At 62.1% G+C, this 13,898-nt stretch carries 17 protein-coding genes; 11 read left to right on the forward strand and 6 right to left on the reverse strand.

Annotation, left to right across the window (positions count from 1 at the left end; translation table 11 throughout):
• Positions 1 to 5: 5 nt before the first annotated feature.
• The 7 genes from JNJ45_10720 to JNJ45_10750 are packed head-to-tail and all read left to right on the forward strand — an operon-like array spanning position 6 to position 5,048.
• Entirely contained in the window at positions 6 to 1,550 is a 1,545-nt protein-coding gene (locus JNJ45_10720) for a DUF3084 domain-containing protein (protein MBL8049140.1), read from the forward strand.
• Positions 1,547 to 1,957, forward strand: a complete 411-nt coding sequence (gene ruvX / locus JNJ45_10725) for a Holliday junction resolvase RuvX (GenBank protein MBL8049141.1) — start codon at positions 1,547 to 1,549, stop codon at positions 1,955 to 1,957. The genes JNJ45_10720 and ruvX overlap by 4 nt, the downstream gene beginning before the upstream one ends.
• 20 nt (positions 1,958 to 1,977) lie before the next feature.
• Positions 1,978 to 2,211, forward strand: a complete 234-nt coding sequence (gene purS / locus JNJ45_10730) for a phosphoribosylformylglycinamidine synthase subunit PurS (protein MBL8049142.1) — start codon at positions 1,978 to 1,980, stop codon at positions 2,209 to 2,211.
• Complete coding sequence (gene purQ, locus JNJ45_10735; GenBank protein MBL8049143.1) at positions 2,208 to 2,861, forward strand: phosphoribosylformylglycinamidine synthase subunit PurQ; 654 nt, start codon at positions 2,208 to 2,210, stop codon at positions 2,859 to 2,861. The genes purS and purQ overlap by 4 nt, the downstream gene beginning before the upstream one ends.
• 23 nt (positions 2,862 to 2,884) lie before the next feature.
• Entirely contained in the window at positions 2,885 to 3,589 is a 705-nt protein-coding gene (locus JNJ45_10740) for a C40 family peptidase (GenBank protein MBL8049144.1), read from the forward strand.
• A gap of 20 nt (positions 3,590 to 3,609) precedes the next feature.
• Positions 3,610 to 4,464, forward strand: a complete 855-nt coding sequence (locus JNJ45_10745) for a ChaN family lipoprotein (protein ID MBL8049145.1) — start codon at positions 3,610 to 3,612, stop codon at positions 4,462 to 4,464.
• Positions 4,461 to 5,048, forward strand: a complete 588-nt coding sequence (locus JNJ45_10750) for an aminodeoxychorismate/anthranilate synthase component II (protein ID MBL8049146.1) — start codon at positions 4,461 to 4,463, stop codon at positions 5,046 to 5,048. Before JNJ45_10745 ends, JNJ45_10750 begins: the two co-directional genes overlap by 4 nt.
• On the opposite strand, the gene JNJ45_10755 is transcribed toward JNJ45_10750, so the two are convergent.
• Entirely contained in the window at positions 5,045 to 5,494 is a 450-nt protein-coding gene (locus JNJ45_10755; protein ID MBL8049147.1) for a purine-binding chemotaxis protein CheW, read from the reverse strand. The genes JNJ45_10750 and JNJ45_10755 overlap by 4 nt on opposite strands.
• A gap of 69 nt (positions 5,495 to 5,563) precedes the next feature.
• On the opposite strand from JNJ45_10755, the gene JNJ45_10760 reads away from it, so the two are divergent.
• The gene (locus JNJ45_10760; protein MBL8049148.1) at positions 5,564 to 6,517 is read left to right on the forward strand and encodes a hypothetical protein; all 954 of its coding nucleotides are present in this window, start codon (positions 5,564 to 5,566) and stop codon (positions 6,515 to 6,517) included.
• 16 nt (positions 6,518 to 6,533) lie between these two features.
• Positions 6,534 to 7,625 (forward strand): 3-phosphoserine/phosphohydroxythreonine transaminase, encoded by a 1,092-nt coding sequence (gene serC, locus JNJ45_10765; protein MBL8049149.1) that lies wholly within the window; start codon positions 6,534 to 6,536, stop codon positions 7,623 to 7,625.
• Between the two features lie 3 nt (positions 7,626 to 7,628).
• Here the strand turns inward: serC and JNJ45_10770 are convergent, their stop codons facing one another.
• From JNJ45_10770 to JNJ45_10790, 5 genes are read right to left on the reverse strand one after another with little or no spacing between them, the layout of a single operon-like run.
• Positions 7,629 to 8,435, reverse strand: coding sequence for an ABC-2 family transporter protein (locus JNJ45_10770; GenBank protein ID MBL8049150.1), 807 nt, complete (start codon positions 8,433 to 8,435; stop codon positions 7,629 to 7,631).
• A 10-nt stretch (positions 8,436 to 8,445) separates the two neighbouring features.
• Positions 8,446 to 9,090, reverse strand: a complete 645-nt coding sequence (locus tag JNJ45_10775; GenBank protein ID MBL8049151.1) for a flagellar brake domain-containing protein — start codon at positions 9,088 to 9,090, stop codon at positions 8,446 to 8,448.
• Positions 9,038 to 10,564 carry a tetratricopeptide repeat protein gene (locus JNJ45_10780; GenBank protein MBL8049152.1) on the reverse strand — a complete coding sequence of 509 codons (1,527 nt, stop codon included), beginning with the start codon at positions 10,562 to 10,564 and terminating at the stop codon, positions 9,038 to 9,040. The genes JNJ45_10775 and JNJ45_10780 overlap by 53 nt, the downstream gene beginning before the upstream one ends.
• Entirely contained in the window at positions 10,561 to 11,832 is a 1,272-nt protein-coding gene (locus JNJ45_10785; protein ID MBL8049153.1) for a tetratricopeptide repeat protein, read from the reverse strand. The genes JNJ45_10780 and JNJ45_10785 overlap by 4 nt, the downstream gene beginning before the upstream one ends.
• Before the next feature lie 43 nt (positions 11,833 to 11,875).
• On the reverse strand, positions 11,876 to 12,298 hold the full coding sequence (locus JNJ45_10790; protein MBL8049154.1) for a sigma-70 family RNA polymerase sigma factor: 423 nt from the start codon (positions 12,296 to 12,298) through the stop codon (positions 11,876 to 11,878).
• A 97-nt stretch (positions 12,299 to 12,395) separates the two neighbouring features.
• Here JNJ45_10790 and JNJ45_10795 point away from each other — a divergent pair, with 97 nt between their 5' ends.
• The gene (locus JNJ45_10795; protein MBL8049155.1) at positions 12,396 to 12,725 is read left to right on the forward strand and encodes a sulfurtransferase; all 330 of its coding nucleotides are present in this window, start codon (positions 12,396 to 12,398) and stop codon (positions 12,723 to 12,725) included.
• Between the two features lie 27 nt (positions 12,726 to 12,752).
• A complete protein-coding gene (locus JNJ45_10800) occupies positions 12,753 to 13,892 on the forward strand; it encodes a 1-deoxy-D-xylulose-5-phosphate reductoisomerase (protein MBL8049156.1) in 1,140 nt (379 codons plus the stop codon).
• Positions 13,893 to 13,898 lie beyond the last annotated feature (6 nt).

Below are 13,898 nucleotides of genomic sequence, written 5' to 3' on the forward strand. Positions count from 1 at the left end.
AGGGTATGGATCTATTTGGCGGACTCGTGGTTCTGGGGTTTTGCGTGGTCGGGGCGATTGTCGCCTTGTTCGCGGATAACTTGGGCCGTAAGCTCGGTAAAAAGCGCCTCTCGTTGTTCAAGCTTCGCCCTCGCCATACGGCGACGTTGCTGACCGGGGCGGCGGGCTTTAGCATTCCGCTGGTGACCGTGCTGCTCATGGCGCTGGCAAGCGGCGAGGTGCGCACGATTCTTCGCGAGGGAAGCCAGCTCCGGGCTCAGCGCGACGTGGCGCGGCAATCGCTCAACAAAGCGACCAGCGACCTGACCAGCAAGACCAGCGAAGTCGAAGCGCGGCAAAAGGAAATTGGCGTGCTCGGCGGCCAGGTCAAAACCACGCAGTCGAAGCTGGAGGCGAGCAACAAGGAAATTGCGGCCAAGGTGCGGCAGGCCATGGCGCTCACCGGCAAGGTCTCGCGACTGCAGGGCCAGTTGGGCAAGTTCCAGCGCGACTTTGGCCGGATCAGCGCGCAGGTGCGGGTGTTGAAACCGCAACTGGTGCGGGCCAAGGCCGAGTATGCCGACCTGCAACAGCGGACCAAAATCGCGAATGTGCAGTTGACCTCGGTGAACGGCGAACTCCGCGCCGTGAACACGCGCGCGACCGAACTGGACCTGCAAAACACGCAGTTGGAGCGCTCGATCAAGGCGAAGGAGGGGGAGATCAAGGACCTCACCGCTCGCCAGACGCAGATTCAAAAAGAGTTTGATTTGGCGCGCCAACAGTACGACCTGGCGATTAAGAATCTGGACCAAGAGCGCGGCAAACTCACCGACGAACTCGGACAGTTGCAAGGCCAGTTTGACGCCCTATCTCGCGACGTGGAAGACCTCCAAACAATCAGCCAGGGCCTGCAGGCGAATGCGCAAAGCGCGCGTACCAAGTCGCTGATCGTGGCTCGTTTTGACGAGTTGGCGCGGCTCCGCATTCAGCCGGGCCTCACCGCCGAAGAAGCGCGCATCCAGGTGGAAAGCGCGCTCGTGCAAGCGCGTCGAGAGACCCAAAAGCTCGGGGCCAAGCCCGATGCCAACGGCCTGACGGCGAACCTGGTGCAGGTGCAATTCCGCGATACCGTGAAGACGCCCGATGAGCAAGTGGCCGACGCGATCAAGGCGATCACGGGCAGCAAGGACCAGATGGTGGTCCTCGTCAACTCGCTGTTCAACGCGTTTCAGGATGAGAGCGTGCCGGTGCTGTTGCAGGTCCGCAAGAACCCGGTGGTGTTCAAACCGGGCGACGTGATCGCCGAGGCACGGATTGACGGCTCGAAGTCGGATGACCAAGTCGTGCAGGAACTGACCACATTTTTCACCAAAGACTTGCGAGATTCCGCCGTGAAAAAGGGCATGATCGCGGCGATCGGGCGGCCGCTCGGTGAGGTCGGTCCGGAGCAACTGATTCAGCTGGTGCAAGACGTGCGGAGCACCCAGCGACGCCTGCGCGTGATCGCGGTCGCCACTCGCGAAACCCGCGCCGCGGACACCCTCGTCATGGAGTTTCGCTACCGATGACGAAGACCATTTTGGCGATTGATCCGGGTACCAGCAAATGCGGATTTGCGTTGGTGCGCCGCGAACTGGATGGCTCGCTAACTCTGGTCGAGCACGAGGTCGCGCCGCTCGACGACCTGGTGGCGCGAGTGCAACAGTTTCAGGCCAACCACCCCTTTGCCATGGTCATCGTGGGGTCGAGCACCAACTCCAAAGAGGTGGTGGGCCGCCTGCGCGAACACCTTCCGGCGATCGGCGTGATGGTGGTGGATGAGCGCAACACGAGCGAGGAGGCGCGCGCCCGTTATTGGGAGCATAACCCGCGCCGCGGATGGCGACGGCTGTTGCCTTCCACACTGCAACTGCCTCCGGTGCCGATCGACGATTTTGCCGCCTTGGTGCTCGCCGAACGGGTGTTGCTGGAGTAGCGCTTCGGTAAACTAGCGGCATGACCAAAGTCCGCCTCTTCGTCACGCTCAAGCCTTCGCTTCTCGATTCGGCGGGCCGCACGGTGACCAACTCGCTCCACGATTTGGGATTTGGCGAAGTGGAGACCGCGCGGATTGGCAAGATGATTGAGCTGAACGTGGAGAACTACGATCCGGCGCGCATTGACGACATGTGCCGCAAGTTGCTGGCGAACCCCGTGATCGAAGACTACAGCTACGAGGTCGTGCAGTGAGAGTCGCGGTACTTCGATTTCCGGGCAGCAACTGCGACCAAGACGCGCTGTACGCTTGCCGCGAACTTGGCATGGGCGCCGAGTTTGTTTGGCACGCCGAGACCTCGCTGGCCGGATTCGACGCCGTGTTCGTGCCGGGCGGGTTTAGCTACGGCGACTATCTTCGCTGCGGAGCGATGGCCTCGCGAGCGGCGATCATGGCGGAAGTTCAGCGGTTCGCCGAGGAAGGCCGCCCGATTATCGGCGCGTGCAACGGGTTTCAGGTGCTGTGCGAAAGCGGGCTTTTGCCCGGCGCGTTGTTGCTCAACGAGGGTCAAAAATTTGTCTGCCGCGACGTCACGTTGCGCGCGGAAAACCGCACGAGTTTCTGGACACGCGACATCAAGCAGGACCTCACGTTGCCGATTGCCCATGGCGAGGGCCGCTACACCTGCGACGACGAGACTCACGCGAGGCTGGTCGGCGAGGGCTTGATCGCGTTTCGCTACGTGGACAATCCGAACGGCAGTCGCGATGATATCGCGGGCGTGGTGAACGAGCGCGGCAACGTGCTGGGCCTCATGCCACACCCCGAACGAGCGGTCAATGGCTTGGCCGGAAAAACCGATGGCCGACTGCTACTGAACTGCCTCACCCTTTTGAACGTCTAGAACAGTGCCGATAACTGAAAAGGATGACTGCGCACGCCCGAAAACCCTGGATACGAATTGCCGCGATCGTGGCGATTTTGACTTTGGCCCTGCCCGCCTTTGCAAAAAAGCAGGTGCTCGGCAAGTTGGGTCAAACCGTGCAGGCAACCAAAATTCTGGCGCAACCCGCGGCCCGCGCAAAGGTTTATTACAGCGCCAAGGCGTTTGAATATCTCATCGTCAACGACAGTAAGTACGACACTTGGCTGAAGGTTAAGCTCAAGAATGGTCGCGATGGCTACATCGCCCGCAACGCGGTCGCGAAGTTGCCCTACGACGTAACGCAAACTACGAACGGCGAAACCGGATTTGAAAGTGGGCTCGACAAAACGAGCATCCCCGGCTATGCGCTCAAGTACGTCGGCACGCCCTACGTATGGGGCGGAAATAACCTCAAGGGCGGCATCGACTGCTCCGGGTTTGTGCAACAACTTTACGGCAAAATCGGCATGAACCTGCCGCGCACGGCCAGTGAACAAGCGCTCGTTGGCAAACCAATCACTCGCCTGGACGATCTGAAATCTGGCGATCGTTTGTACTTCTGGGAGAACAAGCGCAACAAGATCGGCCACACCGGCATCTACATGGGCAACGGCTACTTTATTCACAGCAGCCGCGGCAAGGGTGGCGTGGACACCGATTACCTGAGCGAAAAGTGGCGCAAGATTCTGGTCGCCGCTCGCCGCTAGGCTTAGGATAAACTCGGGGCATGTTTGCCCTCGCCAGCCTCCTTTTGCTTCAGGCCGCGCCTGACACCTTCAATCTACCGGTGGGTGCCGCGGGCTCAGTTGATCTCCAGCCGGGCATCACCGAGACTCGTAGCGGGCGGCAAGTGGATATGGCCGCGCTCGCCGCGGCGGCAAAACCCTACCAGTTTGTGTTTGTTGGCGAAAGCCACGACAAGCTCAGCGACCACCAAAATCAGGCGCGGATCATCAAGGCGCTGGTGGACGCCGGTCGCGACGTAGTGGTGGGTTTCGAGATGTTCACTCGCCCAAACCAGGCTTCCCTGGCACCTTTGACCCTGCAACGCTGGACGCTTGAAGAATTCGCCGAGCGGTCGAGTTGGAAGACCGACTGGAACATGGATTTCAACCTGTACCGCCCCATCTTTGAGGTCGTGCGAGAGAAAAAGTTGCCGATGGTTGCGCTGAATATTCCGCGCGATTGGGTGCGCGTCGTCGGGCGCGGAGGCGTGAAGGCGATGACCAATGACATGCTGGCGCAGATGCCGCCGCTCGATGTTTCGCAAGCCGACCATCGCACGGTTTTTGATTCGATGATGGGTGGGCACAGCGGTTCGATGGACAACACCTACGCGGCGATGGTGATGTGGGACACAGCGATGGCCGATTCCGCGCTCAAGGCGATGCGTTGGCGCAGCAAGAACGCCGTGATGGTGATTGTCGCCGGGTTTGGCCACAACGCTTACAACCAGGGCATTGGCTTGCGGCTGCGGCAGCAAAGCGATCAGCGCGCGCAAACCCTCAACGTGATTCCGGTGGGGACCACCGCGCGCGTGAGCCGCGGGCTGGCCGATTTCGTCATCCGGGACGCCCCATGATTCTCGTCATCGACAACTTCGATAGCTTCACCTACAACCTGGTGCAGTACTTGGGCATGGCCGGCGCCGAGGTGGTGGTGCGCCGCAACAACGAGCTGTCGCTCGACCAGATTCGGGCGATGCGCCCAGCAGGGATCATGCTGAGTCCCGGGCCGTGCACGCCTAACGAATCAGGGGTTTGCCAAGACGTGGCGAGCGCGATGCTCGCGGGCGACAAGGACCTTGCCATGCCGCTTTTTGGCGTGTGCCTGGGCCACCAAGTGCTGGGGCAGGTCAGCGGCGGCACCGTGGCGCGGGCGGAGCGCATCATGCACGGCAAGACCTCGCAGATCGAGCACGATGGCGCGGGCCTGTTCGCGGGCGTGCCGAGCCCGTTTACGGCGGTCCGCTATCACTCGCTGGTGATCCGCGCGGAGACCCTGCATCCCGACTTTCTGATCTCGGCACGGAGCCTCGACGACGGCGAAATCATGGGGATTCGGCATCGGCACTTGCCGATCGAGGGCGTGCAGTTTCACCCCGAATCGGTGTTGACCGAGCACGGCATGGACTTGGTGCGCAACTTCCTGCGCATGGTCGGCTAAGCCACCGCGAGTTTGAGCGTGCGGGCGCGATCGCGGATGGGAATCAGGTGCTCCGGCTCCAAAATCAGCACGAGCCGCGCGCGGTCCTTCGCGACTCCGGCGATGAAGTCGTCCTCCTTTTGCCGCAGCATTGCGAGGTCGCGGTCAATAACCGCCTCGGCGAGCTCGATGATGCCATCCACTCGATCCACGCGCAACGCGACTCGTTCGCCGGATACGGGAATCACGATGAGGTTGCTGCTCGTGGCGGTGGCGGGGCGGTCAAACCGCACGCGAAGGTCCACCACGGGCAGCGTCGAGCCGCGAAGTTCGAAGATGCCGGCCACGATTTTTGGGCTGCGCGGAATTTTGGTGATCGGCATTTCGGCAAGAATTCTCTCCACTTGCTCAATCGGAATCCCGAAAAACTCTTTATCTACTTCGAAAACAACGTACTTGCGGTCCATCTCGTCCCTACCCCAAGGTGACCTGTTCCGCAGATGCGAGGGGCCACGCGCACGTAGAGTTAACAGGACATGCTGATATCGCTGATTGCCGCCACCGCGCTTGCACCGACTCCGACGGAGCGGCTGCGCACCGGCTTGGCGAACCTTATTCGCCCGCCGGTCTCGATGGACCTCACCCTTGCGAAGGGTACGGTCAAGGTGTTATGGGAGCGACCCGACGCCACGAGCGAGCGGTTCCGCATTGGCGTGGAGGGTGACCTCTACGAGTACCGCGGGTTGCCGCGCGCGTTTTTGGAGATCGATTGGACGGCTCGCGAATATAGCGAGGGCGCGAAAGCGCCGACCGACTTTGGGCCGTACGGAGAAATCGCGGATGAGCTCACGAGCGGCTATCCCTTTATTGTTCATCCGCCGAATCTGGCGATTTTGCTCACCGGCGCGAAGGTGACGGCGACGGGCAAAGATCGCTTGACCGTGAAGCGCGGCGTCGAGCGGTTGGATCTGCTGTTTGATGCCAAGGGCGCGGTGCAAAAGTTCACGCAGACCATCGTCACGCCGACGCAAACGATCACCCGGGATTGGGTTGTGACGGCGGTGCGGCGCAAAGCCGCGACGGTCTCGGTGGAGCCGCCCAAGGGCATGTCGCCCGCGACGCTCAGCACCGGGCCGTGGACTTTGGATTCCTCGATTCCGATTCCCGACTTTGCCGTGCAGACCAACGCGGGCGTAACGCGCCTGAGCAAGGTGCTCGGCACCGGCTACTCGCTGGTGGAATTGGTCGCGCCCGGCGAGAGCCCTGTGCCGTCGTTGGCCGGTGTCATTAACAAGTACAAGCTCAAGCACTTGGTGATTGGCCCGGGCCAAGCCCTGCGCGACGTCAACGGCGCGTGGGAGCGCACGTTTGCCCAGGGTGGATATCCGGTGGTGATGCTTATGGATAGCCAGCGGCTGATCCACATCGCGTTTCAGGGCCGCATGGCCGAGATGGTGCCCGAGCTCACGGAATACTTGAACCAGCGCTGACGGGTAAAACCTTGGCATGAGTCAACCCCACGATCGTGCCTTTAACTTTTCCGCTGGCCCCTGCTGCCTTCCCGTGAGTGTGCTGGAAGAAGCGCAGCGCGAGCTACTGAACTACAAGGGCAAGGGCATGAGCGTGATGGAAATGAGCCACCGCAGCAAGCCCTACGAGGAGATTATCAACGGGGCCGAGGCGAACTTGCGCAAGCTCATGGGCATCTCCGACGACTACACGGTGCTGTTTTTGCAGGGCGGCGCGAGCATGCAGTTCAGCATGTTGCCGATGAGTTTTCTGCCGGCGGGCAGCTCCGCCGACTACGTGATCACCGGGACTTGGGGCAAAAAGGCGCTGGAAGCCGCCCAAATGGTGGGCTCCGCACAAGCGATTTTTGACGCGAAGGCGAGCAACTACAATCATGCGCCGAGCTTCGGCGAATTGAAGCTGACGCCCGGCGCGGCCTTCGCGCATTACACCAGCAACGAGACGATTCAGGGCGTGGATTTTTGGGCCGAGCCCGAGGGTGGCACCGATTGGGTGTGCGACATGAGCTCCAACATTCTTTCGCGGCCGACCGACGTGAACAAGTTTGCCATGATTTACGCCGGGGCGCAAAAGAACATGGGTCCGGCCGGGGTGGTCGTGGTCATTATCCGCAAAGACTTTCTTGACCGGGCTCCCGAGAAGACGCATCCGATGCTTGACTACCGGGTGCAAGCCGAAAACGGCAGCATGTATAACACGCCGCCGTGCTGGAGCATCTACATGTGCGGTCTGGTGTACGAGTATCTGCTGGCCAACGGTGGGCTGGCCGCCAGTGCCGAGCGCAACACGCGCAAAGCGGCGACGATCTACGGCGCGATCGACGGCTCGGACGGGTTCTATAAGGGCCACGCGGTCGAGGCGAATCGCTCGCAAATGAATATCACGTTTACGCTTCCGAGTGAGGATCTGACGAACGCCTTCTTGGCGGGGGCGAAGGATCGCCGATTGCTGGAGCTCAAGGGGCACCGCAGCGTGGGCGGGTGCCGAGCGAGCGTGTATAACGCGTTTCCGCAGGATGGCTGCGACGCGCTGGCCGCGTACATGGCGGAGTTTCGCAGCGCGAACTAAGCGCTACATCCCGACGCCGCTGTACACCTTGGTGCCCGCGCGAAACATCACGCGGTACCAGGCGTAGCACAGCACGATCCACACGACTTGGCCGCCAATGAGCGGCCACACCATGTGCTCGGGCACCTTGCCCAGCACCATTTCGGTGGGGAAGGCGGTGGTGTAGTAGAACGGCAGGAAGTAGCTGGCTTGCTTCGCCCAGGTCGGTAGCATTTCGATCGGGAAAATCTGTCCGCTCAGGAACAGCATGGGGAAGTAGTGCAGCTCAAAGATGCTGGTTGCGTCCTCGACGAAGAGCGCGAGCATGGCAAAGGCGGTGCAGAACATCACGCTGACCCACTGCGCCAGCACCAAGCTGACCACGAGGCCCAGTGAGAAGTGGAGTTGCGCGCCGCGCAAATAGCTCCAGTAGCACAGCACCATCAGGCCGATAACGGGCAAGGTCAGGACGGTGCGCTGCACGCGCCAAGCGAGATTTCGGGCGATGACAAACCCCAGGTAGCTGGTCGGTCGCAAGAGCTGAGAGCTGAATTGCCCTTCGCGCATCTCGGTCATGATTTCCCACATCACGTGGCAGACCACCCAGCTGGTTACGACCAGCATGACGATGTAGTAGAGCGCAAAATCGCTGGCCGAGTAGCCGCGCACCTGCCCGCTACCGGCGACGAGCGCCATGACCAGCGGCATGGTGAAACACGTGACGGCGTCGGTGAGAACCCAGATCGCCATTTGCGCCGGGTAGGTCAAGACTTCTTGCGTCACGACGCGCACGGTCGCCCCAAAATGGCGGAGTGATCGCGCGAATCCCATGGAACTCAATTTACCGGAGTTCGAACGCGCGTGTGGGCTCTTGGAAGCGGATGCGGGTGAGTCCGCCCATGACATCGCCGAACGCCTCGTACACCGAATCCAGGGCGTAGCCAGTGACCTGCTGGTCGCCGACCTGCACAATCACCAGATCGCCGTTCTCGAGTTTGAGGCCGCTGAGAATCAGCGCGCCTTCGCGGCTGTGGTTCAGCACCCGCCCGGGCATGCCGTTGAGGCGGCAATCAATGGGTTCGAGGGCGCGGCGGCGTTGCTCGCGACGCTCGGTGCGGTGAAGACGCTCGGGGAGGCCGATGGTGTACTGGTGAGTGGCCGCGTCGCGGGAGAGAATCTTGGTGCGGAACAGCATGGCGCCGCCTTCGACAGGCGCATCCACGAGAACTTCTTCGCCGGGCTGCAGGGCCACGTACGAGTCGCGGCTGAGCGGGGCGGAGATGATCCACGTCCCGTTTTCGAAGCGGTCGAAGTGCGAACGAAAGGCTCCAGCGCGCGCCTTGAGCAGCAGCGGGCCGACGGGCCGCAACTGGGCGTGTTGACGCAAGGTCAGTTGATGCCGAATGCGAAAGACGGCGAAGGCGAAGACGGCGCTACCAAGAAAGATTCCGCTCGGGATCAGGAGGGTTCGGAAAACTTCGGTCATCTCGTTCTTGCATCTCCACTTCGGTTTCCGCTTGGACCAGTTTGTACTTGCGAATCGCGTCGCCGAGGGTGATCGCGATATCGTTGACGAGGTCCTCATCGCCGCGTTGAACCAAGGCGATGGCGTCCGATGTAGCTTGAACGAGCAATTTGTGGGCCAATTCGCGCTTGGCGTGGCTGGCAATGTGGCGGGCGGGCACGCTTACGCGTCGAATCGCCATTTCTAGACCCTGCGCGACGTTCGCATTTTTGATCGCCTTCTCGAGCACTTGCGGGGCGCGTTTCGGTTCGAGCGCGGCGGCCATGGATTCGCGGACTTGGGCGACGACGCGCTCCCAGTGCTGCTCGGTGAGAATCACGAGGCGAGCATAAAACTCGTTGACTTCCGCCGCGGTCGGCTTGGGGGCTTTGTTCCACTCGGCTTCGGCGAGTTCGGTTTGCCCGTCGAAGGCGTAGGCCAAGGCGAGCCCAAAGTGAGCGTCGCCGGAATCCTTGGTTTTGAGCGCTTCCTGATAGGCTTCCACGGCGCGGGCCGGTTCGCCCTTGAGGAGCGCGATTTCGCCGCGAATGAGGCCGGCCATGTGGCCATCGCCATCGCGGGCGAGTGCCTGGTTGAGAGCGGTTTGCGCCTCGGTCATCTTGCCCATGCGCAGGTGGGCGCGGGCGGCGAGCAGCCACAAGCGCGTGCCGGGCGGAATGATGGTAGCCGATGATTCGGCGGTGGCGGCGGCGGTGGCAAAGTCGTTGCTGGCCATGAGCGCCTGAACCAAATCTTCGCGGACGCCCGGGTCGAGCGGATTGCTGTCCACGAGTTCGCGAATCATCGCGATCGCCTCGGCGTACCGACCTTCGTCCACGAGTTTCCTCGCGCTGGCGCGGGCCTGCGGAGTGGCCGGAATGGGCTTGATTTCGTGGGCCGGGCCGGGGCCGACCGGTTGCGTGACGGTGCCTTCCTCGGGCTTAGGCGTGTCGATTTTCGGACGGGCAGGGAGGCCCTTGAACGGAGTCTCGGCGAGCAGGATCGAAAGCGTTTGGGCAACCGAGAGCGCGTCGCTGGTGCGATCGCTGAGCATGTTCACCGAGATTTGCTGAATGAAGCCGTGCTTCCAAATCTCGCTGCCATTGCGAAAGGCTTTGGTCGCCACGGCGATGCCGCCCTTGGTGCGCACGGCGGTGACGATGACGAGGTAGGGGATGCGGAATTCGTTGGCAAACTGGATCGCTGATTTTTCGGTCGCGCGGGCCGGATATTTGGTGCGCGAGTTGTCTTTCATGCGACGCCAAAGAGCGTCGGTTTCGGTCCACGTGATGGGCAGCACGCGGCCGTCCAGGTCAATGGCTTGCGCGAGGTCGTCCGCGACCCACACTTCGGCGTCGGCTTGACCCGGCAGAGCTTGCACGACGAGGCACTCGGGCGCGGCGAAGGCGTGGACGCCAGCGAGGGCGAGGGCCAGGCTGAGCGTGCGCTTGATCATCCGCGAAGAACCTGGACGGCCTGCTTGCATGCGCTCAGCGCGGCGGAGTTGCCGCCGGAGGCTTCAAAAATGCTGATCGCTTTTTCGTACGATTCGATCGCGTCAACCTTGCGGCCGATTCGCTCATAGCACTGACCGAGGCGCTGGTAGATGCGTCCGGCGGGGCCGCCCGCAGCGAGGGCGCGCTGATAGAGCCCAACGGCGCTCTCGTAGCGACCGGCGATGAACGCCTCTTGCGCTTGCTTAAAGGGGTCGGTGCCCGGCGTCGAATTGGTTTTGATCGGTTGGCTGCCACCCATGGTCGGGCGCTGATTGGCGCTCGGCTTGATCTCGTAGACCGGTGGGCGGGTCGGCTTCTTCACCGGCTCGGTATTGGCCTTTGGCGCGGGCCCGGTGCTCGGGTCCTCGTCCACCGTTCCGCTTTGAATATTCACCGAGGGGCCGGGGTTGGGGCGGCTATTCGCAATCGGGGTGGACGGCTCGATCCGCACGTCCGGCGTGATCGGTTCGAAGCCACTGTCGCGTGAGTCGCCACGACCGGTCGGCAAGCTGTTGGGGCGAGTTCCGGCATTGATGCGCGTCGCGGTTTCGGGGTTACGACGCGGATCGGGTGTGGTGTCGGTGGTGGCCGCCGGTTGCGCGACGTCGGGTTGGGGCTTTGCCGCCGGTTGTGCAGTTGGTTGGCCGAGGCTGGCGTCAATGCCTTCGGTGGTCGTGGGCCGGGTTTGGTTGCTCGCCACTTGGGTCGTCGTGGTTTTGGGTTGCTCTTGGCGGTTTTCCTGAATCCACGCGAGGCCGATGCCAGCGGAGCCGACGATCAGCGTGGCCGCAACGGCGGTGAGGGCGGCGGCCGCGCGGTTGGGGCCCTTGCTTGGCACGCTCAAACTTTCTTGCGAGAGGAGCAGGTTTAGGTGCTCAATCTTGATTGGGTAGACGGTCGAAGCGGGGTCGAGCTCGGCCAGCTTGGTGTAGGCGGTGAGCGCCGCGGGGTAGTCGCGGTCGCGCTCGCGCGCTTCGCCCAGCAATGCCCAGGCTTCAATGCAATTCTCATCTACTTCCAAGGCGCTTTGAGCGACGAGGACGCCCTCGGCCAAGCGGCCCTCGGCAACGGCTTTCATGCCTTCTTTCACGAGGTCGCGATTGCGCTCCTTAGCCGCCTCGATCGCTTTGGGATCGAGGGGCTGACCGCACTTACGGCAGAACGCGCTGTCAAGCGTGTTGCCGAGATCGCAGTGCACACAATGGACAATTCGATGGGCGGATTTCATGAACGGCAAACCAGAGACTCAGTTTACCGCCTGAGAAGTTCAGTTACGCCACTTTTCCACGGCGCGCAACCTCGGCCCGGTACACATCGGCCAGCCCCTGGTACGGGTACGCCGACCACGCCACGCGAAGCTTTTTGCTGGCTTGGCGAAACACGTTCAGCACGCCCTGCTTGCTGCAGCCGGAACGGCGACCGATCTCCTCGAACGTGAGCCCGATTTTGCGCAGGAAGTAAACCTCGCGCTGGCGTGTGGTCAGACGGGCGCGACGCAGGACAGCCATAGCCTCGCGATCGGCGAGCGAGTCGCCGGGGTCGAGCGGTTGAAGCCACTTGATTTGGCGGTTTCGAGCGTGGGCGCGACGGATTTTTCGCGCCAAACTGTCCTCGGTAAAGTAGGGGTACTCCTTTGGTTTCAGAACGCGGGCGAGGAGTTGGTTTGCTTCAATTTCGATTCGAGTGATTCTCATGGGTCTTGATCCCGCGCGATTTATAGTAGACGCGCATCTACTATATTTAGTCATGTCGGCAAAAGTCAACCGGGGTTTGGAGGGGTAAGGTGGAAACATGGCTGACATTCCCGAAATCTCCGTTCAAGAGCTCAGCGCCGAAATGGCCGGGCCGAATCCGCCCCGTCTGATTGATGTCCGCGAGCCCTCCGAAACCGAGCGCGGCATGCTTCCCGGCGCGGAAGCGATTCCTTTGGGGCAAATTGCGGATCGCCTCGGCGAACTGAATCCCACCGACGATTTGGTCATCCAGTGCCGCTCGGGCGGACGCTCGGCGCGGGCCGCGGAGTTTCTGCTGGGCCAAGGCTTTCAGCGCGTGCGCAACCTGAAAGGCGGCGCCATCGCGTGGCGCGCCGAGATTGATCCGAGCTTTCCCGACCTCGGCTGAAGCGAGCGCGGCGGGTACCCTGACTTCGTGAAGCGAATCGTCGTCCTCGGGAGCACGGGCAGCATCGGCACGCAGACGCTGGACGTGGCGCGCGAGCACCCCGATCGGCTTCAGGTGGTCGGTTTGGTCGCCCACCGATCGGCGGCGGCGCTCCAAGCGCAGGCGGCCGAGTTTGCCGGTGCGCGGGTGGCTCTGATGGACGAAGCGGCCGCCGATGCCGCCGGCTTACCGGGCGGAATGAACGCGGTTCTGGACATGGTTTCCGCGCCCGACGTGGACCTGGTGGTGGTTTCGGTGGCGGGCGTGATCGGGCTGTTGCCGACGCTCCGCGCCATTGAATGCGGCAAGGACATTGCGCTGGCCAGCAAGGAAGTGTTGGTCGCGGCCGGCGAGGTTGTCATGCGCGAGGTGCGCGCTCGCGGCATCACCCTGACCCCTATTGATAGCGAACACTCGGCGGTGTTCCAGTGCGTACAAGGCGCGCCGCTCCGCGAGATTGACGAACTGATTTTGACCGCCAGCGGCGGGCCGTTTTTTGGAAGAAAACGCTCTGAACTTGCAAAAATCACGGTAGCCGAGGCGCTGAATCACCCCACCTGGGCGATGGGCGGAAAGATCACCATTGACAGCGCGACGCTCATGAACAAGGGCCTGGAGATTATCGAGGCCCGGTGGCTTTTCGATACACCACTCGATCGGGTGCGAGTGGTTGTGCACCGGCAAAGCATTATCCATTCGATGGTCAAATTCACCGATGGCAGCGTGCTGGGGCAGATGGGTTGGCCCAACATGCGGCTGCCGATTCAGTACGCATTGCTCTACCCGGAGCGACCGCCGAGCGGTCTGCGCGATTGGAACCCGATTGATTCGCCAACCCTCACCTTCGCCGAGCCGGATACCGAGACGTTTGGGTGTTTGGCCCTCGCGCGGGAGGCGGGCAACGCCGGGCAAACCTACCCCTGCGCGTTAAACGCGGCCAACGAAGAGGCGGCCAACCGATTTCTGCGGGACGAGATTCCGTTTTTAGGCATCGAGGACGCGGTGCGACGGGTGGTGGAGGCTCATCAACCCGTGGAGCCGACGCTTGACAACTTGCTGGCGGTGGATGCCGCGGCCCGGGCGCAGGTTCGCCAATGGAATCCTGCTGGCTCAATCTCCGTAAAATAGAAGGTT

The organism is Chthonomonas sp. (genome assembly GCA_016788425.1).
GTDB lineage: Bacteria > Armatimonadota > Fimbriimonadia > Fimbriimonadales > Fimbriimonadaceae > JAEURQ01.